The sequence below is a fragment of the Cellulomonas sp. Leaf395 genome, assembly GCF_001424125.1.
In the GTDB taxonomy this organism is placed as follows: domain Bacteria; phylum Actinomycetota; class Actinomycetes; order Actinomycetales; family Cellulomonadaceae; genus Cellulomonas.
In genome coordinates, this window is sequence record NZ_LMQI01000005.1 from 848,339 (window position 1) to 872,920 (window position 24,582).

Consider the following 24,582-nt stretch of genomic DNA (forward strand, 5'->3'; position numbering starts at 1 on the left):
GTCGCCTCAGGCCGCGGCGCGCGCGGCGTCGCGGGCAGCGACGCCCTCTCGGACCAGCGGTATCACGTAGCGGCCGAAGTCGATCGCGTCGTCGAGCAGGTCGTACCCGCGGGCCGAGATGACGCTCACGCCCAGGTCGTAGTAGGCCAGCAGCGCCTCCGCGACCTGCTCGGGCGTGCCGACCAGCGCGTTCGAGTTGCCCGCGCCGCCGGTCGCCTTCGCGGTCGCCGTCCACAGGACGGAGTCGAAGCGGTCGCCCTGCGCGGCGATCTCGAGGAGTCGCTGCGACCCCGCGTTCTCCGGCTTGTCGATCGAGTGGCGCCGGCTCAGCACTCCCCCGGCGGCAGCCTTGCGGGCCTCGATCGCACCGAGGATCCGGTGGGCCTTCTCCCAGGCGAGCGCCTCGGTCGGCGCGATGATCGGCCGGAACGCGGCGTGGATGCGCGGCGGCGTACTCCGTCCCGCCGCGGCGGCCTCGCGACGGATGCGCGCGATCTGCTCGGCGGTCCGGTCCAGCGGCTCGCCCCACACGGCGTAGATGTCGGCCTCCGCGGCACCCACCCGGAACGCGGCGTCGGAGGACCCGCCGAACGAGATCGTCGGCGAGCGTCCGTCGACCGCCTTCGCGTCGAGCACGAAGTCCCGGAACTGGTAGAACTCGCCCTCGTGGTCGAACGGCTCGGCGCTGGTCCACGCCTTCTTGACGATCTGGATGTACTCCTGGGTGCGCGCGTACCGCTGGTCCTTGGTGAGGGTGTCGCCCTCACGCTGCTGCTCGTGGTCGTTGCCGCCGGTGATGAAGTGCACCGACAGGCGTCCGCCGGAGAGCTGGTCGAGCGTCGCGAACGACTTCGCCGCGAACGTGGGGTACGAGACGTTCGGTCGGTGCGCGAGCAGCAGCTCGATCGAGTCCAGCCGCGCGGCGGCGTGGGCTGCGAGCACCGACGGCTCCGGACCGCTGGAGCCGTACGCGAACAGCACGCGGGTCCAGCCGTTGTCCTCGTGGGCGCGGACGATCCGCTCCAGGTAACGCAGGTCGAACGGCGCCGTGGTGGGGACCTGCGTCTCCGAGCCGTTGCTGGTGGTGGCGATGCCGAGGAAGTCGACAGGCATGGGGGGCTCCTTCTCGTGGTGGGGGTGTCAGGCGCCCGAGGGCACCAGGTCGTACGCGGCGTCGGACACGCCGACGTGCAGGCCCCACGCACCGGCGAGCAGCTCGAACGAGCGCACCCGGTCGCGTGGGTCGTGCGTCTCGGTGGTGACGAGGAGCTCGTCGGCCCCGGTCACGCGCTGCAGCGTGGCCAGACCGGCCGCGACCTCGTCAGGCGTACCGACGATCCGGGTGTCGATCCGGTCGCGGAGCACGTCCTGCTCGGCGGCGCTGCGCTGCTCCCACGGGGTCGTCGTCCCGGGCTCCGGGTAGGCGATCGCCCCCTGCACGCCGCGGCGGATCGAGAGCACCCACTCCGCGAACGGGTCGGCGAGGTGCTGTGCTCGCTCCGTCGTCTCGGCGGCCAGCACGTCGGCGGAGACCACGACGTACGGCTCCGCCAGCACGCCCGGCCGGAACGCCGAGCGGTACGCCTCGACCGTGCCCAGCACGTTCGACGGGCTCACGTGGTAGTTCGCGGCGAGCGGGAGGCCGAGGGCGCCGGCGACGCGCGCGCTCTCTCCGCCGCTGGACGCCAGGACCCACAGGTCGAGCGCGGCACCGGCGACGGGCGGGCTCACGTAGGCGTGCCCGGCGCTGTCGACGTAGGAGTCGGCGAGCAGGCCGAGGACGAGCTCGAGCTCCGCGCGGAAGTCCTGGCCGGTGCGGCTGGCGCCGATGACCTCCTTCTGCGCGAGGAGCCGGGCGCGCAGCGCCGAGTCGGTGAAGTCGATCGGCGGTGTGCCAGGCACGTGCAGGCCGTCGACGTCGCGCGCCTCCGTCCGCGGCGGAGCGACGAACCCCTCGGGCGGCGGCGTGAACGCGCGACCGAGACCGAGGTCGACGCGACCGGGGTGCAGCGCCGCGATGGTGCCGAACTGCTCGGCGGCGATCAGCGGGCTCGTGGTCCCCAGCAGCACGGCTCCCGACCCCACCCGCAGGCGCCGGGTGCGCTCGGCCGTGAGGGCCGCCAGCACGGCAGGGGATGCCGACGCCACCCCCGGCGCGAGGTGGTGCTCGGCGAACCAGAGCCGGCGGTAGCCGAGGCGGTCGGCGGCGACCGCGAGGTCCAGGGTCGCGCGCAGGGCGTCCGCGCCCGTCTGGCCGGCGCCGACGGTCGCCAGCTCGAGGATGGACAGGGGCACGTTCGTGGTCATGGGGTTCCTCCGTGGGGGTCGACGATCAGGGGTGACGGTCGAGGGCGACATCCGGTCCGGCGTGGTGGTCCACGTCCTCGCCCATCTGCTCCTCCTGTGCGTGCGGGTCGGCCGGCTGGGCGACCCCCGTCCACCCAGCCGGCCGTGTGAGGCGACTCCCCAAGCCGCCTCGTCTGTGGGCCTCAGTCCGCGCTGGGCAGACCGGGCGGGTTGGCCCCCCGCGGATCGAGCTCGCCGACGGGCACCGCGAACGGCAGGTGGTTGCCCTCGACCGGCGCGGGGCAGGTGCCGAAGTCGCTGAACGCGTACGGCAGGTTGATCGTCCGGTTGAGGTCGATCCGCAGCGTGTCCGCCGTGGGATCGGCCTCGGCGTCGGCCTCGAGGCTCAGAATCCGCCAGGGAGCCAGGTCGGCGGCCTCGTCGCTGAACAGCACGCTCGCCGAGCCGGCCGCGTGACCCGCCGTCAGCCGCAGGATGTGCACGGCGCCGTCCCGCTCGATGTCGATCTCGCCCACGAGCCGCACGTGGTGGACGAGCCCGTGCTGCGCCGCACCGACCGTGACCTGGACCGGCTCGTCGTACCAGCGCACCGGGACGTCGAGCACCCAGGACGGGTCGTACCCGTAGGCCGGGACGCCGGCGAAGTCGGTGCGAGCCGCGGCGCGCGGGTCGCGCACGCGCAGGTACAGCCGCCCGGTCCGCCGGACCAGCTCGACGACGACGCGGTCCACGTCGTCGCGTCCGGCCGGGACGAACGCCGCGACCAGTGTCGACAGCCCCTCGCAGACCGTCCGCTGCCAGGTGCCCACCAGCGCGTCTCGCGTCTGCGGTTCGGTGACCCCGTCGGCAGCGTCGGTCTGGACGAGCGCGTCGTTCCCGTCGGTCCACCACCGGCCGGGCACGCCCGGGATCGTCCGCGGTTCGGAGGTCAGCGCGTACAGACCGGTCAGGCTGAGCCACCCGTGCGGCTGGCGGAGCGCCGCCTCGCGGTCGGCACGCCAGTCCTGCAGGTCGATGGTCGGGTCGGTGGCGAGGGTGGTCATCGGGTGCTCCTCTCGAGCAGCGCATCAGGGGTGAGGTCCGCGAGGTCTGCGAGGTCGGCGCGCCGGCCGGGGATCGCGCCGACCAGCTCGGCGGTGTACGGGTCCTGCGGGTCGTCGAACACGTCCTCGGTCGGTCCGACCTCGACCAGCCGGCCGTCGTGCATCACCCCGACCCGGTCGACCACCTGGCGCACCACCGCGAGGTCGTGCGAGATGAACAGGTACGTCAGGCCGCGCTCGCGACGCAGCCGGTCGAGCAGCGCGAGGATCTGCGCCTGGACGGACACATCGAGTGCACTGGTCGGCTCGTCGAGCACCAGCAGGTCGGGCTCGAGCGCGAGCGCGCGGGCGATCGCGACGCGCTGCCGCTGCCCGCCCGAGAGCTCGCCGGGACGACGGTCCGCGTAGGACGCGCCGAGGGCGACCTGGTCGAGCAGCTCGACCACCCGTTCCCGCCGCCGTGCCCTGTTGCCCACACGGTGCGACCGCAGCGGCTCATCGATGATCTTCGCCACCGTGAACCGGGGGTCCAGCGACGCGAACGGGTTCTGGTGCACCAGCTGCGACCGGCGCCGCAGCACCGCACGACCGGCCGCGTCGGCCACCGGAGCGCCGTCCAGCAGCACCGACCCGGTGTCCGGGGCGGTGAGCTGCAGCACGAGCCGCGCGACGGTCGACTTGCCGGAGCCCGACTCGCCGACCAGGCCGAACGCCGCTCCTCGGGTGATCGAGAAGCTCACATCGTCGACGGCCTGGACCGTGCGGCCCGCGTGACCCGGCAGCCGGAAGGTCTTGCTGACCGACAGCACGTCGAGCAGGGGCGTCTCCCCCGCCGGGACCGGCGCGGGAGCGACCCGCTCGCGCACCGTGAGCTGCGGCGCGGCCGCCAGCAGGGTCTTCGTGTACGGGTGGCTCGGGGAACCGAGCACCTGCGCCGTCAGGCCCTGCTCGACGATCTCGCCGTCCTTCATCACCACCACGCGGTCGGCGCGGTCGGCCGCCACGGCCAGGTCGTGCGTGATGAACAGGACGGCCGACCCGGTGCGCGAGGTGACGTCGTCGAGCAGGTCGAGCACCCGGCGCTGGACCGTGACGTCGAGCGCGCTGGTGGGCTCGTCGGCGATCACGAGGGCCGGTTCGAGGGCGAGCGCGATGCCGATCAGGACGCGCTGCCGCATGCCGCCGGAGAGCTCGTGCGGGTACTGCCTCGCGCGCGCCTCGGGGTCGCTCAGCCCGACGGACCGCAGGATCTCGACCGCCTGCTGCGCAGCAGCGGCCCGACGCACCCGGCCGTGGATGCGGAGCACCTCCGCCACCTGGTCGCCGATCCGGGTCACGGGGTTGAGCGCGATGCCCGGGTCCTGCGGCACCAGACCGATCCGCGCCCCACGCACCTGCTGCCAGGCCTTGGCGCCCAGGCCGACCAGCTCGCCGTCGTGCAGCCGGACGCTGCCGCCGACCACGCGGCCCCCGCCGGGCAGCAGGCCTACCACGGCGTGCGCGGTGGTCGACTTGCCGGAGCCGGACTCCCCGACGAGCGCGACGACCTCGCCGGCGTGCACGTCGAAGCTGACGCCTCGGACGGCCTGCACGCGCTCACTGCTGCTGCGATGGACCTCGTACTCCACGACGAGGTCGCGGACCTGCAGGACAGGTGCTGTCGAGGCGCTCATCGGTGCGCCCTCCCTTCGAGGACGCGACCGAGCCGGTTTGCGGCCAGGACGAGGGCGGCGATGACGAGGCCGGGCAGGGTGGTGAACCACCAGGCCACGGAGAGGTAGTTGCGTCCTTCCGCGACGAGCGAGCCCCACTCGGGGGTGGGTGGCACGGCCCCGAAACCGAGGAAGCTGAGCGACGACACGGCCAGCACGATCACCCCGAGCTGCACGGTGGCGAGCACGAGGATCGGAGCGGCCGCGTTGGGCAGCACGTGCCGCGCGAGCACCGCCGAGCGACGCGCGCCCGCCAGGACGGCCGCCTCGACGTAGGTCGTCGTCCGCACCCGCAGGACCTCCGCGCGCATGACGCGTGCGAAGGTGGCCACCTCCGCGACACCGACGGCGATCGCGACCTTGAGCGTGCCGAACCCGAGCGCGGTGACGACCGCGAGCGAGAGCAGCAGGCCGGGGATGGCGAGGAGCACGTCGGTGGTCCGCATCAGCACGGAGTCGACGACGCCCCCGAAGTAGCCTGCGACCAGGCCCATCACGGCACCGGCGACCAGGCCGAGACCGAGCGCGAGCAGCGCGGCCTGCAGGGAGAGGCCTGTGCCGTGCACGGTGCGGGCGTACAGGTCGCGGCCCAGGTTGTCGGTGCCGAACCAGTGCTCCGCGCTCGGCGGGCTCAGCTTGTCGGCGGGCACGCCCACGAGCGGGTCCGCCGCCGTGAACAGCTCAGGCACGAGGGCCCAGCCGAGGATGACGAGCACGACCGCGAACGACGCGAGCACGCCCGGCCGGGCCAGGGGGTGGCGGGCGAGGCGGGCGCGGCGGCCCGGCACCGGGAACGTCCGTACGGGCACCACGCTGGGTGCCGCGACTGCGGCGGGCGCCTGCGAGACGAGTGTCATGTCAGTTCCTTCCCTGTGTCAGGCCGTGGCCGGGGTACGGGCGATCCGCGGGTCGAGCGCCGGGTAGGCCAGGTCGACGACGAGGTTGACGACGACGAACACGAGCGCACCGACGACGACGACGCCCTGCACGACCGGGATGTCCTGCGTCCGGACCGCCTTCTCCACGAGCCCGCCGAACCCGGCCCGCGAGAAGACCGTCTCGACCACCACGGCACCGGCCAGCAGGTTGCCGACGGCGATCCCGAGCAGGGTCAGTGCCGGCAGTGCCGCGTTGCGGGTGACGTGCCGCCACTGCACGCGGCCACGGCTGGCGCCCTTCGCGAGCGCCGTCTCCACGTACGGCGCATCCCACGCGGTCCGCATCGACCGGGCGAGAACCTGCGCGATCACCGCGGACAGCGGGATCGCGAGCGTGAGGGCCGGCAGCACGAGGCTGGGAAAGCCCTGGTTGCCGACCGCCGGGAAGATCGGCAGACGGAACGAGAACGCCTGCAGCAGCAGCAGCCCGATCCAGAACGTCGGCATCGAGACGCCCAGCGGAGGCAGCGAGAGCAGCGCGCCGCGCAGCCGGGTGGACCGAGACCACGACGATGCCGCCGCGATCGCGCCGCCGAACAGCAGCGCGAGCCCCAGCGCGAAGCTGGTCAGCGCCAGCGTCTGCGGGAACGCGTCGGCGAGCAGCTCCGACACCGGCGCGCCCGAGGTCACGGAGACCCCCAGGTCACCGGTCACCGCCCGCCCGAGCATCACGAGGTACTGCTCGAGCGGCGGGCGGTCGAACCCGTAGCGTGCGCTCAGCTCGGCCACCTGCTCGGGGTCGACGGTGCCGCCCGGGTTGGCCGCGTCGAGAATGATGCTCACCGGGTCGCTGGGCAGCAGGTACAGCACCGCGAACGAGACGGTGAACGCCGCCCACAGGACCAGGACCGCTGCGCCGAGCCGGCGCAGGACGTAGCCGGTCACTGGTCGGCACCGATCCAGGTGTCGTGGAACAGCAGCCGGGACGAGGCGTCGAACGCGAGGCCGTGCACGTCCGCACCGACACCGATCGACTGGGCGAGCTCGAACAGCGGGATCGCGAACCCGTCCGCGAGGATCGTCTCCTGTGCGGTGGCCAGCAGGTCCGCGCGCGCGGCGGCGTCACCCTCGGCGAGCTGGGCGTCCAGCAGCGGGTCCAGAACCGTGTCCGCCGGACGCTTGTTGATGTTGCGGAACTTGGACGAGAACTGCGTGCGCAGGATGTCGCCGTCGGCCCGCGTGGAGTTGTAGTAGTACGTGTCGTAGTCACCAGCAGCCACGGCTGCCTGCTGCTCGGCAGGAGTCTGCTGGCGCACCTGGAGGTCGACACCAACGGCCTTGAGCTGCTGCTGCGTGAGCTCGAGGACGGCCTGGCTGCCCGTGAACAGCGGGGCGTAGACCACGTCGAAGGAGAGCTTCTCGCCGCCCTTCTCGCGGATGCCGTCAGCCCCGAGGGCCCAGCCGGCGTCGTCGAGCGCCTCCGCGGCGCCGTCCTGGTCGAAGACGAGCGCGTCGGACAGGTCGGCGTAGCCGGGCGTCGTGCTGGCGAGCACGCTCGTCGCCGGCTCGAACGCCTCGCTCAGCACGGTGTCCACGAGCTCCTGGCGGTTGATCGCCACCTGGACGGCTGCCCGCACGTCGGGGTCGGCCAGCGGACCGGTGCTCACGTTCGGCTGGAGCACGAACACGACCCCCGGGTTGGTGCGCGTCAGCACCGAGCCCCCCGAACCCTCCACCTGCGGGACGTCCTGCGGGAGCACGTCGCCCACGGCGTCGAACTGGTCGGACGCCAGGCCACCGGACCGCACGCCCGACTCGGGCACGATCGTGAAGTCGATCTGGTCGAGGTACGCCTCGCCGGGGTTCTCGGAGACCTCCGACGGCCACACGTAGCCGTCGCGGCGCACGATCGTCGCCCCCTGGTCCTGCGTGTACTCCGCCAGCTCGAACGGTCCCGACCCCACGATCTCGCCCTGGAGCCGCGCCGCAGGGTCCGCCGTGGTCGTCGCGTCCGACAGGATCGCGAGCGACACGGTCGAGGTGGCCTGCAGGAACTGCGCGTTCGGGGTGGCGAAGACGACCGTCACCGTGTGCTCGTCGTCAACCGTCGTCTCCTGGTAGCCCGCGAGGTAGGACGTCGCCAGCGCGGCGGTCGGCGCGAGCGCACCGACGAGAGAGTCGAAGTTGGCCTTGACGGTCGTCGCGGTCAGGGGCGTGCCGTCCGAGAACGTGACGTCGTCGCGCAGGTGGAACGTGAAGCGCGTCAGGTCGTCACTGACCTCCCAGCTCTGGGCGAGCCACGGCACGATCTCGCCGGTCTCGGGGTCCTGGTCGGTGAGCGAGTCGGCGAGCTGACGGGCGATGTAGATGCTGACGTTCGAGCCGACCTGCTGCGGGTCGACACCGCTGGGCGACGCGCCGAGCGCGAACCGCAGGGTGCCACCAGGCGTCGCGGCCGCAGCGTCGGCCGTCGTGGAAGCGGACGCGTCCGCAGCCGGGGTGGCGCCGGAGCTGCACGCCGTCAGCAGGAGCGCGGGGACGACGAGCGTCGTCAGGAGGGCGGAACGGGCACGGGTCGAGCGGAGCATGACGGGGGTCCTTCGTTCTGGTGGGCGGGGTGGGGTGGGTCAGCCGACGAGTGCGCGGTCGGCGTGCGATCGGGTCGGAGTGGTGCCAGGGGCTGAGTTCGTCGCGCCAGGCGCCCTGCGGGTCAGCCCGAGGTGGTCGCGGAGCGTCGGCCCCGCGTACTCGGTGCGGAACGAGCCGCGTTCCTGCAGCAGGGGCACCACCTGGTCGAACACGTCGTCCAGGCCGGCGGGGGTCAGGTGCGGCACGAGGATGAAGCCGTCGGACGCGTCCTCCTGCACGTGCCGGTCGATGGCGTCCGCGACCTGCGTGGCGGTGCCGACGAACCCGCCGCGGGACGTCACCTCGATGACGAGCCGGCGGATCGACCAGCCGTTCGCGTCGGCCTGCTCGCGCCACGCGGCCGCGATGGTGCGCGGGTCCTTGACGTGCCGCACCCGGCCGCGCGTGATGTCGATGTTCTGGACGTCCGGGTCGATCCGCGGCAACGGTCCCTCGGGGTCGTGGTCCGTGAGGTCGCGGCCCCAGACCTGCTCGAGGAACGCGATCGCCGTCGGGCCGGGCACCTGCTGGAGCCGGATCTCGCGGGACCGTTCGGCGGCCTCCTGCGCGGTCGCGCCGAGCACGACCGTGGTCGCGGGGAGGATGAGCAGCTCGCCCGGCGTGCGGCCGTGCGCAGCGAGGCGGCCCTTCACGTCGGCGAAGAACACCTGGCCGGCCTCGAACGTCGAGTGCGCCGAGAAGACGACGTCCGCGGTGGCCGCTGCGAAGTCGCGACCGTCCGCCGAGTCGCCCGCCTGGAACAGCACGGGGTGGCCCTGCGGACCGCGTGGGGTGGTGAACTCCCCACGGACCTGGAAGTGCGTGCCCTCGTGGCGGACCTCGCGCACCGACCCTGGTCGGACGAACTGCCCCGTGCGGGCGTGCGCGATCACCGCGTCGTCGTCCCACGAGTCCCACAGCGCCCGAGCGACCTCGACCATCTCGGCCGCCCGCTCGTAGCGCTGCTCGTACGGCAGGAACCCGCCACGGCGGAAGTTCTCCCCCGTGAACGCGTCCGAGCTGGTCACCAGGTTCCACGCGGCACGCCCGCCCGACAGGATGTCGAGCGTCGCGAACTGGCGGGCCAGCTCCCACGGCTCGTTGAACGTCGTGTTGATCGTGCCCGCCAGCCCGATCCGGTCCGTGACCGCCGCCAGCGCGGCGAGCACGGGCAGCGTGTCGGGACGGCCGACGACGTCGAGGTCATGGATCTGCCCCTTGTGCTCGCGCAGGCGCAGGCCCTCGGCGAGGAAGAAGAAGTCGAACCGGGCGGCCTCGGCGCGGCGGGCGAGGTGCTCGAACGACGCGAAGTCGATCTGGCTGCCGGAGCGGGGGTCGCTCCACACGGTGGTGTTGTTGACGCCGGGGAAGTGTGCGCCGAGGTGGATCTGCTTGCGGGGCGTGGGGGTGGTCATCGCGGGGCTCAGGCGATCGCGGCGTAGCGGTTGACCGGGTGGGTGAGGCCCAGCTGGTCGCGCAGCGTCGGGCCGTTGTAATGCTCCCGGAACGCCCGTGCGGTGCGCAGCATCGGCACGACGCCGTCGACGAGGGCGTCGAGGTCGGTGTGCAGCGAGGAGGGCCGGACGACGAACCCGTCCACGGCGCCGATCTCCCACCAGTGCAGGAACGTGTCGGTCAGCTCGCGGGCCGTCCCGACGTGCGTCATGGAGTCGGTGTCCCACCGGACGCCCTCGAGCTCGGTGAGCAGGTCCAGCCGAGCGCGCGCGCTGTCCTGGTCGGGCCCCGTCACGACGAACGCGTCGACGAGGACCCGCAGGTCACCGGGCTCGCGACCCGCCGCGGCGGCGGCGGCCCGCAGCCGCAGCCGCAGGTCGAGGGCCTCGTCGCGGCTGGTGGCGCTGATCCGGACGACGTCGGCGTGCCGGGCGGCGAGGCCGAACGACTCGTCCGAGCCGACCCGCACCACGATCGGCGGCTGACCCTGCGGGGGCCGCGGGGTGATCGACGGGCCCTTGACCGCGAAGTGGACGCCGTCGTGCTCGACGTAGTGCAGCTTGGCGCGGTCGACGTACCGGTGCGTCGCCTCGTCGCGGATCTCGGCGTCGTCCTCCCAGCTGTCCCACAGCGCCGAGACGACCTCGACGGCCTCCTCGGCCTCGGCCACGGCGGCAGCCTCGGACAGTGCCGGCCCGCGGCCGAAGTGGGTGGCGTCCTGGTCGTCGGCGGACCACCCGAGCTGCCAACCGGCCCGGCCGCCGCTGACGTGGTCGATCGTCGCGATCGCCTTGGACACGTGGAACGGCTCGGTGTGCGTCGTCGCGACCGTCGGCACCAGACCGATGCCCCGGGACCGCGGCGCCAGCCGCGCGGCGACGAGTGCAGCATCGAGGCGACCCCGCAGCGTCGTGAAGCGGGAGGGCTGCAACGAGAAGGAGTCGTCGATCACGACGAGGTCGAGCGTGCCGCGCTGGGCAGTGTCGACCAGGTGCTGGAGCCGCTCGGCGTCGAAGAGGCGCTGGGCCTGGGAACCGTGCGTGCGCCAGGCGGCGGGGTGGGCGCCGGCGTCGCTGAGGTCGACGCCGAGGTGCAGGGGCAGGGGGGAGGCAGGTCGTGCCATGGCAGGGGTCCGTTCATGAGTCGCGGAGGCGGGCGCACTGGGCGCGGCCATCGGTGCGTGGGAGGGGCGAGCGCGCGAGACGGCCGGGCCGTCGATCGGGTGGCTCGTCGGGGGCCGGTCAGGCGGGGCAGACCGGGCAGAGAGTCAGCGACAACAGGTGCTGAGCGCGCCGGACCCGGCGCCGGGACAGCACGAGGACAGGCGCGAGAGGCCGCCGGGAACCGCAGCGGGCTGACCGTCCGTGCTCATCGTGCGTCCCTTCGTGCCCGCCGAGCGGGCGCTGCGTCGTTGTCGGGCACGAGCGGGGCGCTCGTGCAGGACCAGGTCGTCACCCGGGGCACCCCACACGCAGGAGGGTTGCCACCCAGCAAGCCGGGGCTCGTTGCTGGAATTCATGACCTAACAGGTCGGGAAAGTAGAGAAAGTTCGGTGCCGAGTCAATACTGGCGCCGAAAAGTCCAGATGGTGGGACCGGTCGTCCCGTCAGGTGGTGGAAGAATCGGCGCGTGGCCATCACGATCTCCCCCGACGAGCCCACCGCACCCGACGTGCTGACCCTGCTCGGCGAGCACCTCACCGACATGTACGCGACGTCGCCCGCCGAGTCGGTGCATGCGCTCGACCCCTCCGCGCTCGCGGCACCGGGCATCAGGTTCTGGACCGCCCGGGACAGCAGCGGCGCGCTGCTCGGGTGCGCGGCGCTCAAGGAGCTCGGACCGACGGACAGCGAGCTGACGTCGATGCGGACCACGACCGCGGCCCGCGGGCAGGGTGTGGGCGCCGCGGTGCTGGCGCACGTGCTCGCCGCCGCGGCAGGCCGGGGCGTCCGGACGGTGCACCTGGAGACCGGCACGCAGGACTACTTCGCGCCCGCCCGACGCCTGTACGAGCGCGCCGGGTTCGTCCCGTGCCCGCCCTTCGCCGACTACGTCCTCGACCCCCACAGCGTCTTCTACCGGCTGTCGCTCACCGCGCCAGACGTGCCCGCCACCGGTCCCACGGCGGCGCGACCCGCCAGTTGAGGCGCAGGGTGCGGCACGCCCGGTCGAACCGGCGCACCCGCTGCGCGTGCCCACGCAGGGACCGGGCGGACACCCCCACCCGCAGCATCGGGTCGAACCGGATCCGCCGCCCGGGTCCGAGGGCGAACGCGAGGTCGAGGTCGTCGTGCACCTCCGAGTCGTCGCGGCTCACGCGTGAGCGGACGGCGAGCCACGCCTGCCGGCGCACCGCCATCGACGACCCCCACAACGCGGTGTGGCCGAGGGCGAGGTGCGCCAGGACGTAGTACGCACCGAGGTAGGCCCCCGAGACGCCTGCCCGCAGCACCACCGGGAGGTCGAAGAACTGCCCCGAGCCCGTCACGGCGTCGAGCCCCGGGTCCGCGGTCATCGACGCGACGATCCGCTCGACCCACCGCTCGTCCGGTCGGGAGTCGGCGTCGAGCCGCGCGATGACGTCGCCGCGAGCGCTGTCGTACCCGGTCGCTGCCGCCGAGGGGATGCCGATCCGCGCCTCCTCGACCACGCGCGCGCCCCATGCTGCGGCGACCGCCGCGGTGCCGTCCGTGGAGCCGTTGTCGACGATGAGCACCTCCCACGGCGGAACCGTCTGCCGGCGGAGCCGCTCGAGGCATGCTGCCAGCGCGATCGCGTCGTCGCGGACGGGGATGACGACCGAGACGGTGAGTCCTGGCATGTTGCTCACGGGCGCCGGCCCACGACGACCGCGGCCACAGCGCTGCCGGTCAGCCCTGCGGCCAGGTCGCCCATCGTGTCGGCGTACCCCACCTGGATACGTCGGTCGAACCAGGCGTTGCCGGCCCACTCCCCCACCTCCCACAGCACCGCGAGCACCGCACCGAGGCCGAGGACCAGCAGGGCGAGCTCCCCGTGCGACCGCCCTGCGTCGATGACGCCCCAGGCCTGCAGCGCCCGCACGCTCATCACCGCGACCAGGCCCGTCGTCACCGCGTGCACCACGACGTCGAGCCAGCTCACGGCCACGTACCAGTCGAGCTGCGCGGCCCAGGCGGCGAACAGGATGGTGCTGCAGTACGCGACGTCCAGGACCGCCGGCGCGCGGATCGCCCGCGGCGCCATCGTGCCGCCGAGCACGAGCAGGAAGAGGGCAGTCGCGACGAGACCGGAGCGCCAGGTGCCGACGGCGACGCTGACGAGCGCGAGCGCACGGACGACGTCGCCGGGCACGAGCCGCGCTACCGGACCGGTCATCTCGCTCATGAGGGGGTGACGAAGCCGATCGCCTTGTGGCTCCCGTCGCAGAACGGAGCGATCGCCGAGGACCCGCACCGGCACAGCGCGACGGTCCGCCGACGCTTCTCGATCGGCCGTCCGTCCCCGTCCACCAGCTCCACGTCGCCACGGACGAGGAGCGGACCGTTCGGGCACGCCTCGATCGTGGCCGGCTGGGGTGCGCGGCCGGTCATGCCGCACGCAGCGACGACGTGCCCGCCGACCAGGCGTCGAGCAGGTGCCGGCCGACCAGCTCGTCGAGGTACAGGCAGGCCGCGGCGCCGAAGAGGATGTCGCCGACGAGCTCGGGCTCCTCCTCCGCGAGCCGTCCCGCCAGGTCCCGCCCGGCGATCTGCTCGTGCACGGCGTCGGCCTCGACGTGCTCGTCGAAGTAGTCGGTGGTCCCCTCATCGTGGCCCAGCCGTCGGAACCCGTCCCCGTAGAGCCGGTTCGGCAGGGACGACGTCATCTCGAACGCCGCGAGGTGACCGGCGATCGCGCCCCGCCACCGACGGTGCAGCCCGAACAGCGACATGAGGTTGAGCGCGGCGATCGTGACGGCGGGCAGCCGGTCCACGTAGTACCCGTACTCGTCGACCAGCCCCGCTCCGCGCATCGTCCGGGCGAACAGCGCGCTGTGCATGCGCTCCGGCCGCCCCCCGCCGTACTCGTCGGCCTGCACCTCGACCAGTGCGGCCTTGGGCACCCCGGACAGCCGCGGGATCGCCCACGTGTGGGGGTCGGCCTCCATGAGCGTGTAGAGCGACCGGTGGATCAGGAACTCCTCGGCCTGCGTCGCGTCGGCCGACCTGCTGACGTAGCGGGCGACGCTCGGGCCTGGGCCGGGAGCGGTCATCGCGAAGAGTGCGGACGCGACGGCCTCCCGCGCCGCGGCGGTGCCCCCGGGGACGGCGACCCTGTCGCGCAGCGAAGCCTCGAAGGCGTCCTCCAGGACGCGGCGCAGGCGCAGGACGTCCGGGTCCCACTCCCACGCGTCGTCCACGCCCTCGAAGCCGCGGTAGTGCAGCGCGTAGAGCGTCCACAACGTCAGCTGGAGGTCGTCGTCCGTGAGCGGGTCGGCGGTCGCCGCCGCGTCACGCCAGCGGGTGAGCACCACGTCGTCGACGATGCCCGTGTCTCGTGGCGGGTGCACCAGCAGATCGGTCAGGGACGCCCCGAGGGGTCCCCGGGGTGCGGGCAGCTTCATGGTCGAGATCCGTCCTGGTGCGTGCACCCGCCCGGTTCTGGAGCAAGCCTCGCGTTCACCGTCGCACGTGTCGCGCCGTCCGCAACCGGAGCGGAGGCCGCGCACACCGACGGAACGCCCCTGAGGCCCGGGCGACCGCTCGTCAGGGCTCAGACAGCGGCGCGTGCGGCCACCAGCGGGCACTGGAACGGGTCGCGCGCCGCCAGACCGACCCGGTTGAGGTAGCGGACGACGATCCCGTACGACTGCGTGAGGGTGGCCTCCGTGTAGGCGACGTCGTGCGTCAGGCAGAACTGCCGCACGAGGGGCTGGACGGCCCGCAGCGCAGGACTGGGCATGCTCGGGAAGAGATGGTGCTCGATCTGGAGGTTGAGCCCTCCCATGAACAAATCGACCAGCCGTCCCCCGCTGATGTTGCGGCTGAGCAGCACCTGCCGGTGCAGGAAGCCGAGCTTCAGCGACGCAGGGACGATCGGCATGCCCTTGTGGTTCGGCGCGAAGGTGGCGCCCATGTAGAGACCGAACAGACCCAGCTGGACGCCGAGGAACGCGAACGCCATCCCGACCGGGAGGAACCAGAACACGACGCCGAGGTAGCCGCCGATGCGGAGCGCGAGGAAGCTGACCTCCACGGCACGCCGCTTCACCGGCGCCCGGCCCAGGACCGTCCGGACCCCGGCCGCGTGCAGGTTCAGTCCTTCGAGCAGAAGCAGCGGGAAGAAGAACCAGCCCTGACGCTGCGCGAACCACCCGGCCAGACCCGTCCGGGGGCGCTCCAGGTCGGCGGTGGTGAAGACGAGCGGGCCGCTCGCGATGTCGCCGTCCGCGCCGACCGTGTTCGGCTTGGCGTGGTGACGGCTGTGCTTGCGGTTCCACCAGCCGTAGCTCATGCCCGCGTACAGGTTGGCGAGCACCAGGCTCGCCCAGTCGTTCCAGCGCCCGGAGCGGAAGATCTGGCGGTGCGCGGCATCGTGCCCGAGGAACATGACCTGACCCAACGCGACAGCCAGTGCCGCGGCGACCAGCAGCTGCCACCAGGACTCGCCGACGAGCAGGAACAGCGCGGCGAGCCCGACGAGGACCGCGGTGAGCACCACGAACCGGGTCCAGTAGTGGCCGTACCGGCGTCGGAGCAGCCCGCTGCCCTGCACGGTGTGCATCAGCTCGGTGAAGTCGCTGCCGGACTGGCGTGCGGTCTCCGCCGCGGTGGGGATGGTCATCGGGACTCCTGGGGCTGCGTCTGCTGCGTCTGCGACGTTGGTCGTCTACGACGCACCGCGGCCCGGTCCTGACCTCTTTCCACGGTAGCCCTCCCCCGCGGGACCGCAACCGGGCGTACGCTCGCAGTCAGGTCTGGAGGCGGCCGCCCATCGACGCGCTGGAGCGTCAAGATGCCGAACTTCCTCGTCGTCACGGATCCACCCGACACCGCCCACATCTCGGCCGAGGGTGAGCTCTGGGCGCCCCATCTGGCCGACCTGCGTACTCGCCTGCTCGCCCTGGTCGCGCACGGCTGCCACGAGATCGACATCGACCTGTCGCAGGCCCGCCCCGGGTTCCTGGCGAGCGAGCTCCTGACCGAGGTCGTCGCGCTCGCCCCGAGCACCTGCACCGTGACCGTCGTCGGGTGGCGAGCGGCCGAGGACGTCGGGGCACCCGCCGCGGCGGCGTCCGAGCCGGCACACGTGCGATGAAGCTGCTCCCGGAGACCTACGTCGCGCTGCGCAGGCTCGGTGAGACGTCCGACCGCGACCTGGCCGCGTCGATGGCCGACGCGGCAGAACGCCTCCGGGCCGTCGTGCCGTCGTGCGTCGGGGTCAGCTACTCGCTCCTCGACGAGCACCTCACGTTCACCGTGCTCGCCACGAGGCGGGAGACGGCCGCCCTCGAGACGGCGCGAGTGCCCGCCGCTCGCGGTGAGGCCCACCGCGCGGACGCCGCGGCGGACGTGCTGGACGAGGTTCGCTGGCGTGAGCTGTCGACCGTGGCCGGCGAGCACGGGGTCCGCAGCACGCTGTCGATGCCGGTGATCACGCAGGGTTCGCTCGTCGGCACGGTCAGCGTCTACGCGGGTGAGCCGGCGGCCTTCGACGGTCTCGAGACGCTGGTCGCCGACATCGTCGGAGCGAGCGCACCGGACAGCACCGCGAACGCCGACCTCGGGTTCCGCTCGCTCGACGAGGCGTTCGCGAGCCCCGGACGCCTCGACGACCGACGGGCCATCGACCGCGCGACCGGTGCGATCGGCTCCTCCGAGGGCGTTCCCCTGCCCACGGCTCGCAGGATGCTCGGCGAGGGCGCCGAGCGGATCGGCATCTCCGATGCGGAAGCGGCCCGCGCCGTTCTACGCTCGCAGGATCGATGACCCGGCCGCGCCGTCGGCGTGTGCACGCCGGCACCCGCGGCACCGGCCGGCCGCTGGACGACGGAGCACGCCATGGACGACCCGCTCGACCGCGCCGCACTGCTCGACGAGCTGCAGGACCTGCTGCTCGCGACGCCCGCGCTGGAGGGGTTCGTCGAAGGCGTCGCCAGGGCGGCTGCGGAGCACATCGGCCCGGCTGCAGCGGCGACCGTCTCGATGCAGCGGCACGGTCGCCCGTACGCCGTCGCCGCGAGCGACCCCCTGTCGGCGGCGTGCGACGAGGTCGAGTACGCCGCGGACGACGGGCCGTGCCTCGACGCCCTCCGGCTCGGGAGGGTCGTGGCGTCCGCGGACCTCGCCGTCGACTCCCGCTGGCCGGCATGGCGCGACGCCGCGCTGAGCCGCGGCTTCCGCTCGGTCGCCGCCGTCCCGAGCCCTGTCCGTCCGGGGGTCGCCATCGCCCTGAACCTCTACGCCCGGGCGACGGACGCCTGGGACGACCAGGTGCTGCCCGTCGCGCACCTGTACGCGGACCAGATCGCCCGGGCGATGCACCTCTACCTGCGCAGCACGGACCAGACCGAGCTCAACGCCGACCTGCGCGCCGCCATCGTGTCCCGCTCGGTGATCGACCAGGCGATCGGCGTGATCATGGCGCAGAACCGGTGCACCGAGGACCGGGCAATCGAGATCCTGCGCTCGGCGTCGCAGCACCGCAACGTCAAGCTCCGCGACCTCGCCGCCAGCCTGATCGAGTCCGTGACAGGGTCTGCGCCGAAGGGCTCCGACACGTTCCACGAGCGGACGTCCTGACCGCCCGACGAGCGGCGGCGGCTCGGGTGGCGAGGTCGGCGGAACGGGCTTAGCGTCCCTCGTGCTGGGCCGAGATCGTCGACCCGCGCACCGTCGCCCGGGACGGGACTCGTCGCCGGACATCGCAGTTCCGTGCGGAGCAGCAGCGCTCACGCACCACGACAGGCGGCACCAGGACGCCCCAGGCTCCCAGGGCCTCCTGCGGACGATCGCGCGAAAGCAGCCTCGCGTCACGTCGGCCCCTCACCCGTGCGGCCCCGCGCGCCGCCCCGTGGCCCGGTGGACCCGCCACGCGACACCGACCCGACCGACCACACCCGGGAGAGACCGCATGACCTCTCACGACACGGACAGCACCCGCAGCACCGAGAAGGCCGCCGCGCCCGACCCGGAGGACCCGCGCAAGCCGGACTCCCCCGACGACATGACGAAGCCGTCCTGGCGGTACGTGGTGCGCAAGACGCTGCGGGAGTTCAAAAAAGACCAGTGCACCGACCTCGCCGCCGCGCTGACGTACTACGCGGTCCTCGCGATCGCGCCTGCCCTGCTGGCCGTCATCTCGATCCTCGGCCTCGTGGGCGACCCGGAGAAGATGGTCGCCGACGTGCTGACGATCGCCTCGGACGTGGGCGTCTCCTCGGTCGACGAGACGTTGGAGCCGATCCTCGAGCAGCTGACTGCGGCGCCGGCCGCGGGCTTCGCGCTGGTCTTCGGCCTCGTCCTGGCCCTGTGGTCGGCCTCGGGGTACGTCGCGGCGTTCAGCCGGGGCATGAACCGGATCTACGAGGTCGACGAGGGTCGCCCGATCTGGAAGCTGCGGCCGGTGCTGCTCGCGGTCACGGTGGTCCTCGTGCTGATCGCCGTCGTGATCGTCACGGCCGTCGTGCTCTCCGGCGGTGTCGCCCGCGCGGTCGGCGACGCCGTCGGGCTCAATGACGTCACGGTGACCGTCTGGAGCATCGCGAAGTGGCCGGTGATCGTCGCCTTCGTGGTCGTCGCGATCGCGATCCTCTACTACGCCACACCGAACGTGCAGCAGCCGAAGTTCCGGTGGATCAGCCTCGGGGCTGTCGTCGCGCTCGTGGTCTGGGTTCTCGCGTCGGTCGGGTTCGGGTTCTACGTAGCGAACTTCGGCAGCTACGACGAGACCTACGGCTCGCTCGCAGGCGTGATCGTGTTCCTGCTCTGGCTGTGGATCACCAACCTGGCGCTGCTGTTCGGCGCCGAGCTCGACGCGGAGGTCGAGCGCGGTCGGCAGCTGCAGGGCGGCATCAAGGCCGAGAAGACCATCCAGCTCCCGCCGCGGGACACGCGAGCGAGCGAGAAGAAGCAGGCCAAGCAGGAGGAGGACGAACGGCTCGGCCGCGCCCTGCGCCAGACGCGCGGGGCCGAGACGAAGGACGACGACGCCTGACACCCAAGGGGGACACCGATGTACCTGCACGTGCAGCGACTCATCAACGAGATCGAGGCCGACGAGCCGGACCCGGCCGCCGCGAACGCCCTGCAGGAGGGGCTTGGCGGTCAGTTCGGCGAGATGCGCACGATGATGCAGTACCTGTTCCAGAGCATCAACTTCCGCGGGCCGAAGGGGAAGCCGTACCGCGACCTGCTCCAGGGCATCGGCACCGAGGAGATCAGCCACGTCGAGCTCATCGGCACCACCATCGCTCGGCTGCTCGACGGCTCCCCGCGGTACAACGGCACGAAGTCGGACCCGTTGGACACGCCCGGTGCCGGCGGCGCGACCCCGCTGGAGTCCGCGCTGGACCAGGGCAACATCCACCACTACCTGGTGGCCGCCCAGGGCGCGCTGCCCGTCGACGCCGCGGGCAACCCGTGGTCCGGCTCGTACGTCTACAACTCGGGCAACCTCGTGCTCGACCTGCTCTACAACCTCATGCTCGAGTCCACGGGCCGGCTGCAGAAGTGCCGGATCTACGAGATGACCGCGAACAAGACCGCCCGGTCGACGATCGCCTATCTGATCGTGCGCGACCAGGCCCACGAGAACGCGTACGCCAAGGCGCTGGAGACGCTCGGCGTGAACTGGGCCTCGGTGCTGCCGATCCCCAAGACGAACGCGGAGAAGTTTCCGGAGGTCAAGAAGCTGCTGGACCTGGGGCTCCAGAGCAAGCAGTACAGCTTCGACCTGACGGCGGCCTCGGAGGCCGGAAAGATCTTCCAGGGGATGTCACCCTCGAAGGACGGGACGGAGCTCGACGCGACGGAGCAGGCACCCGCGGGCGTGCCGTCGACCATCGCCGACGAGAGGTTCGAGGAGTTCTCCCCCGGACTCGACACCGACCTGCTGGCGCTGATCCAGGCCACCGCCGATCTGGAGATGGCGGAGCTCCAGCCGCCGCTGTACGGGCCGGTCCCGCCGCAGAAGCCAGCGACGTAGCACCGCGACGGCCGCGGCCGGGGCCTGGAGCCTCGGCCGCGGCCGTCACGCTGATAAGTCTCGTATTCCGACCCGCGGTGTCCACAATAAGAGACGGTTCTGTCGCTGACGCCTCCGGACGGCCATCCTCGTCTCATGCAGACCCGCCGCGCCGCCTCGACGTGCTGTCACGCCGTCCTGGCTTCCGCGCGCCCCTGCTGTCCGCGGAACGTCTGAACGCGGCCCCGTCCCCCCCGGCCGCGCGTCCGACGCCCGGCCCTCGTCGATCCCCACGACGACTCGGTGCGACGCGCGTCCCTCCACCCCCGTCCCCCGCGGAGGACTCACCTCATGGCGTCCAGCCGGCCCCACCTCGCTCAGCACGCGCGCACCGAGCCCGCGCGGCGATGTCGTCCCTGACGACCCGCCCGCCACTCGACCCGCGACCCCCGAAGGACCTGACATGACCGCCCGTCCCACCCGTCTGATCGCCGCACTCGCCGCTGCCGGCCTGCTCGCCTCCCTCGCCGCCTGCTCCTCCTCCGCCGCCGAGGAGCCTGCCGCGGACGCGAGCGCCGACTCGTCCGCCGCTCCCGCCGCCCTCGCGGAAGCCCCGGAGCTGCGCCTCGGCTACTTCGCCAACCTGACGCACGCCGTCGCCCTCGTCGGTGTCGACGACGGCACCTACCAGGAGGCGCTGGGCGACACGACGCTCACCACCTCGGTCTTCAACGCCGGCCCGGCCGCGGTCGAGGCGCTCTTCGGCGGCGCGATCGACGCGACGTTCATCGGCCCCAACCCCGCCATCAACGCGTTCGCGCAGTCGAACGGCGAGGCGGTCCGCATCGTCTCCGGTGCGACCTCCGGCGGGGCACAGCTGGTCGTCCGCGAGGGCATCGACTCCCCCGAGGACCTCGTCGGCACCACGCTCGCGACCCCGCAGCTGGGCAACACCCAGGACGTCGCGCTCCGCGCCTGGCTCGCCGAGGAGGGGCTGGAGACCTCGCTCACCGGTGGCGCCAGCGACGTGACCATCGCGCCGCAGGAGAACTCGCAGACGCTCGACCTGTTCAAGGCCGGGCAGCTGGACGGCGCGTGGCTGCCGGAGCCGTGGGCGTCGCGGCTCGTCGTCGACGCCGGTGCGCACGTCCTGCTCGACGAGAAGGAGCTGTGGCCCGACGGCGACTTCGTCACCACCCACCTGATCGTCGCCACGGAGTACCTGTCCAAGTACCCCGGCACGGTCAAGAAGCTGCTCGAGGCGCAGTACGCGACGTCCGAGTGGATCGCGGCGAACCCCGACGAGGCCAAGACCCTCTCGAACACCGTCATCGAGAAGCTCAGCGGCAAGCCGCTCTCCGCGGAGGTGCTGGACCGCGCGTGGAGCAACCTGCGGATCACGCTCGACCCGATCGCGTCGAGCCTGCAGACGTCGGCCGACCACGCGGTGGCGGCGGGCACGTCCAAGGAGACCGACCTGCACGGCATCTACGACCTGACCCTGCTCAACGAGGTGCTCGCCGAGAACGACCAGGAGCCGGTCTCCGACGCCGACCTCGGGGCGTCGGAGAAGTGACCACCACCGTGACGGCGGTCGGCGGCCCGGGCTCCACGGCCCCGGCCGCCGTCGCGGCGCGCCTGACGGGGGTGACGCACCACTTCGGCGAGGCGTCGCGACCGCCGGTGCTCGACCGCATCGACCTCACCGTGGCGCCGGGCGAGTTCGTCTGCCTGCTCGGGGCGTCGGGCTGCGGCAAGTCGACCCTGCTGTCCCTGGTCGCAGGGCTGGACAAGCCCGTCTCCGGCACCGTCGAGGTGACGGGCGGGCGGCCGGCCCTCATGTTCCAGGAGCCCGCGCTGTACCCGTGGCTCACGGCCGCCGGGAACGTCGAGCTCGCGCTGCGGCTGCGGGGCCTCGCCCGGACGGAGCGACGCGAGGAGGCTCAGCGTCTGCTCACGCTCGTCCGGCTCGACGGTGCCGGCCCCAAGCGGGTGCACGAGCTGTCGGGCGGCATGCGGCAGCGCGTCGCGCTCGCCCGCGCCCTGGCCCAGGAGGGCGACCTCCTGCTCATGGACGAGCCGTTCGCCGCTCTCGACGCCATCACCCGTGACGTCCTGCACGAGGAGCTCACCCGGATCTGGACCGAGACCGGGCGAGCCGTCATCTTCGTCACGCACAACGTGCGCGAGGCGGTGCGGCTCGGGCAGCGCGTCGTGCTGCTCTCCTCGCGCCCTGGACGCGTCGCCCGCGAGTGGTCGGTCGACATCCCGCAGCCGCGCCGCATCGAAGACCCCGACGTGTCCCGGCTCAGCGCCGAGATCACCGAGGACCTGCGACAGGAGATCGCCCGCCATGGCCACTGACACGACGGCGCCCACCACACCCCCGGTGCGGCGCACCTCGGACGACGACCTCGCAGCCGGCCTCGACGCTCTCGAGACGCCGGTCGCCGCACCCCGCAGCTCTGCCTGGCGTGCCGCGTGGCGGGCCGTCTGGCCGGTCCTCGCCGCGCTCGGTGCGCTCCTGGTGGTGTGGCAGGTCGCCTACCTGCTGGAGCTGAAGCCGCCGTACGCGCTGCCCAGCCCGGCCGACACCTGGCAGACCCTCCTGGGCACGATCCAGGACGGCTCGGCGTGGCGCGCGGTCACCCTCAGCGTGCAGCGTGCGGCGGTCGGCTTCTCGATGTCGGTCGTCGTCGGGGTCGCGATCGGGATCGCGCTCGCCGCCTCCCCGCTCCTGCGCCGCGCGTTCGGCCCGATCATCACCGGCCTGCAGTCGCTGCCGTCCGTCGCGTGGGTGCCGGCCGCGATCATCTGGTTCCAGCTCACCGACGCGACGATGTACGCGGTGATCCTGCTCGGTGCGGTGCCGTCCATCGTCAACGGGCTGCTCGCGGGGACCGACCAGGTGCCGCCGCTGTACCTGCGCGTCGGCCAGGTGCTCGGCGCCTCGGGGTGGACGCGGATCCGCTTCGTGCTGCTGCCCGCCGCGCTGCCCGGGTTCCTCGGCGGGCTCAAGCAGGGCTGGGCGTTCGCGTGGCGCTCGCTCATGGCCGCCGAGCTCATCGTGCAGACGGGCCTCGGCACAGGGCTCGGCCAGATCCTCGACCTGGGCCGGGTCACCAGCGACATGTCCCTGGTGATCGCGTCGATCGGGCTCATCTTCCTGGTCGGCATCGTCATCGAGCTCGTGGTCTTCGCGCCGCTGGAACGCCACGTCCTGCACTCCCGCGGGCTCACCGGACAGGTCTCGGCCCGCTAACCGTCCGCGCGGCTGGGAAAGCACACGTCGCACCAGTGGTACCCGGCCGGGCGCGCACCGACGGGCAGGCGGTTGCGCGCCGCGATCCTCGACACCCACACGCACGGGTGGTCCAGGGAGTGCGTCTCCCGGGTGCGACGGTTGGCGAGCAGGCGCTCGCTGTCGGACGACACGGTCACCCCGCACTGCGGCCTGCTGCCCAGGCGCTGGAAGCCACCGAGGAAGCCGCCTGCGAAGAACTCCTGCTCCGGCGTGAGGTCCAGGTCGGGTGGCACCAGCGACGAGGGCACCTCCACCGCGAGGTTGGTCGCCAGCTCGGGCGGCAGGTACCGGGCGAAGAACATCGTCACCAGGTCCGCCGTCGCGCCGGCGATCTCCGTGCACGCGCCGGGGCCTGCTCTGCACGGGAGGTCGGCGTCCCCGAGGTAGTCCCAGTGGGTGCCTTCGTCGAACACCACGCGATGCCGCGGCCGGTTCATCGCCTGCCACTGCGCCTCCGTGAGCTGGCTGAACAGGTCTATGTCCAGGCCCCACACCAGCAGCGTCGGGAGGTCCAGCAACGGCAGCGGGAACGGCGACCCACCGAACCAGTCCTGCCAGCCGCCGCTCAGTCCGGCAAAGGCACCGATCTCCCGGCCGAGCGCGAACCGGGCACCGAGCATCGCGCCGAAGCTGTGCCCGACCACTCCCGTCGCCGGGGGCGGGAGGAGCACGTCCGCGTGCTCCCACCCCGTGCGCACCCAGTCGAGCACCGCGTCCAGGGTGGCCTCGTCCGGGTGCTCGGGCACGGACGGGTTCTGGCCGCCCGCGTTGCCGGCTAGGCGCGGGACGACCACGACGTAGCCGCTGCGCGCGAGCATCGCCGGGACGAGGAACCAGCGCCGGTAGTGGTCGGTGTCCTGGTGACAGTGCCCGTGCGCGAACAGCACGACGGGATACCGGCCGCACCCCTCGAGCAGCGGCGCGGACTCGACGGCACCGTCGAGGCTCGGGAAGAAGATCCGCAGGTCGACCGGTGCGCCGTCGGCCGGCCCGAGCGAGCGGACGCCCCAGAAGACGGGCGCGAGCGCCTGCGGCTGCCACCCGATCGGGCAGCTGGGCGGTGGTGGGACCGGGCTGTCGACCACCTGGCCAGTCTGCCCTGGCGGCTA

24 protein-coding genes and 1 riboswitch are annotated in these 24,582 nt (G+C 72.7%); of the genes, 9 read left to right on the forward strand and 15 right to left on the reverse strand.

What is annotated here, in order from left to right; all coding sequences use genetic code 11:
• Positions 1-6: 6 nt before the first annotated feature.
• From ASG23_RS18465 to ASG23_RS18505, 9 genes are all read right to left on the reverse strand, one after another.
• Positions 7-1,113, reverse strand: coding sequence for an LLM class flavin-dependent oxidoreductase (locus ASG23_RS18465; protein WP_056028005.1), 1,107 nt, complete (start codon positions 1,111-1,113; stop codon positions 7-9).
• A 27-nt stretch (positions 1,114-1,140) separates the two neighbouring features.
• Complete coding sequence (locus tag ASG23_RS18470) at positions 1,141-2,307, reverse strand: LLM class flavin-dependent oxidoreductase (RefSeq protein WP_056028007.1); 1,167 nt, start codon at positions 2,305-2,307, stop codon at positions 1,141-1,143.
• A gap of 182 nt (positions 2,308-2,489) precedes the next feature.
• Complete coding sequence (locus ASG23_RS18475; protein WP_056028009.1) at positions 2,490-3,350, reverse strand: DUF1684 domain-containing protein; 861 nt, start codon at positions 3,348-3,350, stop codon at positions 2,490-2,492.
• Positions 3,347-5,023 (reverse strand): dipeptide ABC transporter ATP-binding protein, encoded by a 1,677-nt coding sequence (locus ASG23_RS18480; protein WP_056028011.1) that lies wholly within the window; start codon positions 5,021-5,023, stop codon positions 3,347-3,349. Before ASG23_RS18480 ends, ASG23_RS18475 begins: the two co-directional genes overlap by 4 nt.
• Positions 5,020-5,919 carry an ABC transporter permease gene (locus tag ASG23_RS18485; protein WP_082516324.1) on the reverse strand — a complete coding sequence of 300 codons (900 nt, stop codon included), beginning with the start codon at positions 5,917-5,919 and terminating at the stop codon, positions 5,020-5,022. Before ASG23_RS18485 ends, ASG23_RS18480 begins: the two co-directional genes overlap by 4 nt.
• Positions 5,920-5,937: 18 nt before the next feature.
• Entirely contained in the window at positions 5,938-6,885 is a 948-nt protein-coding gene (locus ASG23_RS18490) for an ABC transporter permease (RefSeq protein WP_056028013.1), read from the reverse strand.
• Entirely contained in the window at positions 6,882-8,528 is a 1,647-nt protein-coding gene (locus ASG23_RS18495) for an ABC transporter substrate-binding protein (protein ID WP_056028015.1), read from the reverse strand. The genes ASG23_RS18490 and ASG23_RS18495 overlap by 4 nt, the downstream gene beginning before the upstream one ends.
• A 39-nt stretch (positions 8,529-8,567) precedes the next feature.
• Positions 8,568-9,983 (reverse strand): NtaA/DmoA family FMN-dependent monooxygenase, encoded by a 1,416-nt coding sequence (locus tag ASG23_RS18500; protein WP_056028018.1) that lies wholly within the window; start codon positions 9,981-9,983, stop codon positions 8,568-8,570.
• An 8-nt stretch (positions 9,984-9,991) separates the two neighbouring features.
• Complete coding sequence (locus ASG23_RS18505; protein WP_056028020.1) at positions 9,992-11,146, reverse strand: LLM class flavin-dependent oxidoreductase; 1,155 nt, start codon at positions 11,144-11,146, stop codon at positions 9,992-9,994.
• A gap of 279 nt (positions 11,147-11,425) precedes the next feature.
• Positions 11,426-11,546: riboswitch (SAM riboswitch) on the reverse strand.
• Between the two features lie 112 nt (positions 11,547-11,658).
• Between ASG23_RS18505 and ASG23_RS18510 the strand changes: the two genes are divergently transcribed.
• Positions 11,659-12,168, forward strand: a complete 510-nt coding sequence (locus ASG23_RS18510; RefSeq protein WP_056028623.1) for a GNAT family N-acetyltransferase — start codon at positions 11,659-11,661, stop codon at positions 12,166-12,168.
• Here ASG23_RS18510 and ASG23_RS18515 read toward each other — a convergent pair.
• The 5 genes from ASG23_RS18515 to ASG23_RS18535 all read right to left on the reverse strand — a co-directional run bounded on the left by ASG23_RS18515 (position 12,113) and on the right by ASG23_RS18535 (position 15,828).
• Complete coding sequence (locus ASG23_RS18515; protein WP_056028626.1) at positions 12,113-12,844, reverse strand: glycosyltransferase family 2 protein; 732 nt, start codon at positions 12,842-12,844, stop codon at positions 12,113-12,115. The two genes, ASG23_RS18510 and ASG23_RS18515, sit on opposite strands and share 56 nt — an antisense overlap.
• 5 nt (positions 12,845-12,849) lie before the next feature.
• Complete coding sequence (locus ASG23_RS18520) at positions 12,850-13,389, reverse strand: hypothetical protein (RefSeq protein WP_235521235.1); 540 nt, start codon at positions 13,387-13,389, stop codon at positions 12,850-12,852.
• A complete protein-coding gene (locus ASG23_RS18525; RefSeq protein ID WP_056028024.1) occupies positions 13,386-13,595 on the reverse strand; it encodes a CDGSH iron-sulfur domain-containing protein in 210 nt (69 codons plus the stop codon). The genes ASG23_RS18520 and ASG23_RS18525 overlap by 4 nt, the downstream gene beginning before the upstream one ends.
• Positions 13,592-14,608 (reverse strand): iron-containing redox enzyme family protein, encoded by a 1,017-nt coding sequence (locus ASG23_RS18530; protein ID WP_056028026.1) that lies wholly within the window; start codon positions 14,606-14,608, stop codon positions 13,592-13,594. Before ASG23_RS18530 ends, ASG23_RS18525 begins: the two co-directional genes overlap by 4 nt.
• A 149-nt stretch (positions 14,609-14,757) precedes the next feature.
• Positions 14,758-15,828 carry a fatty acid desaturase family protein gene (locus tag ASG23_RS18535; protein WP_157465742.1) on the reverse strand — a complete coding sequence of 357 codons (1,071 nt, stop codon included), beginning with the start codon at positions 15,826-15,828 and terminating at the stop codon, positions 14,758-14,760.
• Between the two features lie 171 nt (positions 15,829-15,999).
• On the opposite strand from ASG23_RS18535, the gene ASG23_RS18540 reads away from it, so the two are divergent.
• The 8 genes from ASG23_RS18540 (at position 16,000) to ASG23_RS18575 (ending at position 23,431) form a co-directional block, all read left to right on the forward strand.
• Positions 16,000-16,302, forward strand: coding sequence for a hypothetical protein (locus ASG23_RS18540; RefSeq protein ID WP_056028028.1), 303 nt, complete (start codon positions 16,000-16,002; stop codon positions 16,300-16,302).
• Positions 16,299-16,973, forward strand: a complete 675-nt coding sequence (locus ASG23_RS18545; RefSeq protein ID WP_056028030.1) for a GAF domain-containing protein — start codon at positions 16,299-16,301, stop codon at positions 16,971-16,973. Before ASG23_RS18540 ends, ASG23_RS18545 begins: the two co-directional genes overlap by 4 nt.
• Before the next feature lie 72 nt (positions 16,974-17,045).
• Positions 17,046-17,786: a GAF and ANTAR domain-containing protein gene (locus tag ASG23_RS18550; RefSeq protein WP_157465743.1), complete on the forward strand. Its 741-nt coding sequence runs from the start codon at positions 17,046-17,048 to the stop codon at positions 17,784-17,786.
• 331 nt (positions 17,787-18,117) lie between these two features.
• On the forward strand, positions 18,118-19,200 hold the full coding sequence (locus tag ASG23_RS18555; RefSeq protein ID WP_056028034.1) for a YihY/virulence factor BrkB family protein: 1,083 nt from the start codon (positions 18,118-18,120) through the stop codon (positions 19,198-19,200).
• Positions 19,201-19,218: 18 nt separating this feature from the next.
• A complete protein-coding gene (locus ASG23_RS18560) occupies positions 19,219-20,190 on the forward strand; it encodes a manganese catalase family protein (RefSeq protein WP_056028036.1) in 972 nt (323 codons plus the stop codon).
• A gap of 442 nt (positions 20,191-20,632) precedes the next feature.
• On the forward strand, positions 20,633-21,745 hold the full coding sequence (locus ASG23_RS18565; RefSeq protein ID WP_056028037.1) for an ABC transporter substrate-binding protein: 1,113 nt from the start codon (positions 20,633-20,635) through the stop codon (positions 21,743-21,745).
• A 62-nt stretch (positions 21,746-21,807) separates the two neighbouring features.
• Positions 21,808-22,533, forward strand: coding sequence for an ABC transporter ATP-binding protein (locus ASG23_RS18570; protein ID WP_235521287.1), 726 nt, complete (start codon positions 21,808-21,810; stop codon positions 22,531-22,533).
• Positions 22,523-23,431, forward strand: coding sequence for an ABC transporter permease (locus tag ASG23_RS18575; protein ID WP_056028041.1), 909 nt, complete (start codon positions 22,523-22,525; stop codon positions 23,429-23,431). The genes ASG23_RS18570 and ASG23_RS18575 overlap by 11 nt, the downstream gene beginning before the upstream one ends.
• Here ASG23_RS18575 and ASG23_RS18580 read toward each other — a convergent pair.
• Positions 23,428-24,558 carry an alpha/beta hydrolase family protein gene (locus ASG23_RS18580; protein ID WP_056028043.1) on the reverse strand — a complete coding sequence of 377 codons (1,131 nt, stop codon included), beginning with the start codon at positions 24,556-24,558 and terminating at the stop codon, positions 23,428-23,430. The two genes, ASG23_RS18575 and ASG23_RS18580, sit on opposite strands and share 4 nt — an antisense overlap.
• Positions 24,559-24,582: the final 24 nt, after the last annotated feature.

What these genes read in the sequence shown, in the direction of transcription:
- ASG23_RS18465 (WP_056028005.1), bottom strand. Translation starts at nt 1,113, where the DNA reads ATGCCTGTCGACTTCCTCGGCATCGCCACCACCAGCAACGGCTCGGAG.
- ASG23_RS18470 (WP_056028007.1), bottom strand. Translation starts at nt 2,307, where the DNA reads ATGACCACGAACGTGCCCCTGTCCATCCTCGAGCTGGCGACCGTCGGC.
- ASG23_RS18475 (WP_056028009.1), bottom strand. Translation starts at nt 3,350, where the DNA reads ATGACCACCCTCGCCACCGACCCGACCATCGACCTGCAGGACTGGCGT.
- ASG23_RS18480 (WP_056028011.1), bottom strand. Translation starts at nt 5,023, where the DNA reads ATGAGCGCCTCGACAGCACCTGTCCTGCAGGTCCGCGACCTCGTCGTG.
- ASG23_RS18485 (WP_082516324.1), bottom strand. Translation starts at nt 5,919, where the DNA reads ATGACACTCGTCTCGCAGGCGCCCGCCGCAGTCGCGGCACCCAGCGTG.
- ASG23_RS18495 (WP_056028015.1), bottom strand. Translation starts at nt 8,528, where the DNA reads ATGCTCCGCTCGACCCGTGCCCGTTCCGCCCTCCTGACGACGCTCGTC.
- ASG23_RS18500 (WP_056028018.1), bottom strand. Translation starts at nt 9,983, where the DNA reads ATGACCACCCCCACGCCCCGCAAGCAGATCCACCTCGGCGCACACTTC.
- ASG23_RS18505 (WP_056028020.1), bottom strand. Translation starts at nt 11,146, where the DNA reads ATGGCACGACCTGCCTCCCCCCTGCCCCTGCACCTCGGCGTCGACCTC.
- ASG23_RS18515 (WP_056028626.1), bottom strand. Translation starts at nt 12,844, where the DNA reads ATGCCAGGACTCACCGTCTCGGTCGTCATCCCCGTCCGCGACGACGCG.
- ASG23_RS18520 (WP_235521235.1), bottom strand. Translation starts at nt 13,389, where the DNA reads ATGAGCGAGATGACCGGTCCGGTAGCGCGGCTCGTGCCCGGCGACGTC.
- ASG23_RS18525 (WP_056028024.1), bottom strand. Translation starts at nt 13,595, where the DNA reads ATGACCGGCCGCGCACCCCAGCCGGCCACGATCGAGGCGTGCCCGAAC.
- ASG23_RS18530 (WP_056028026.1), bottom strand. Translation starts at nt 14,608, where the DNA reads ATGAAGCTGCCCGCACCCCGGGGACCCCTCGGGGCGTCCCTGACCGAT.
- ASG23_RS18535 (WP_157465742.1), bottom strand. Translation starts at nt 15,828, where the DNA reads ATGACCATCCCCACCGCGGCGGAGACCGCACGCCAGTCCGGCAGCGAC.
- ASG23_RS18540 (WP_056028028.1), top strand. Translation starts at nt 16,000, where the DNA reads ATGCCGAACTTCCTCGTCGTCACGGATCCACCCGACACCGCCCACATC.
- ASG23_RS18545 (WP_056028030.1), top strand. Translation starts at nt 16,299, where the DNA reads ATGAAGCTGCTCCCGGAGACCTACGTCGCGCTGCGCAGGCTCGGTGAG.
- ASG23_RS18550 (WP_157465743.1), top strand. Translation starts at nt 17,046, where the DNA reads ATGGACGACCCGCTCGACCGCGCCGCACTGCTCGACGAGCTGCAGGAC.
- ASG23_RS18555 (WP_056028034.1), top strand. Translation starts at nt 18,118, where the DNA reads ATGACCTCTCACGACACGGACAGCACCCGCAGCACCGAGAAGGCCGCC.
- ASG23_RS18560 (WP_056028036.1), top strand. Translation starts at nt 19,219, where the DNA reads ATGTACCTGCACGTGCAGCGACTCATCAACGAGATCGAGGCCGACGAG.
- ASG23_RS18565 (WP_056028037.1), top strand. Translation starts at nt 20,633, where the DNA reads ATGACCGCCCGTCCCACCCGTCTGATCGCCGCACTCGCCGCTGCCGGC.
- ASG23_RS18575 (WP_056028041.1), top strand. Translation starts at nt 22,523, where the DNA reads ATGGCCACTGACACGACGGCGCCCACCACACCCCCGGTGCGGCGCACC.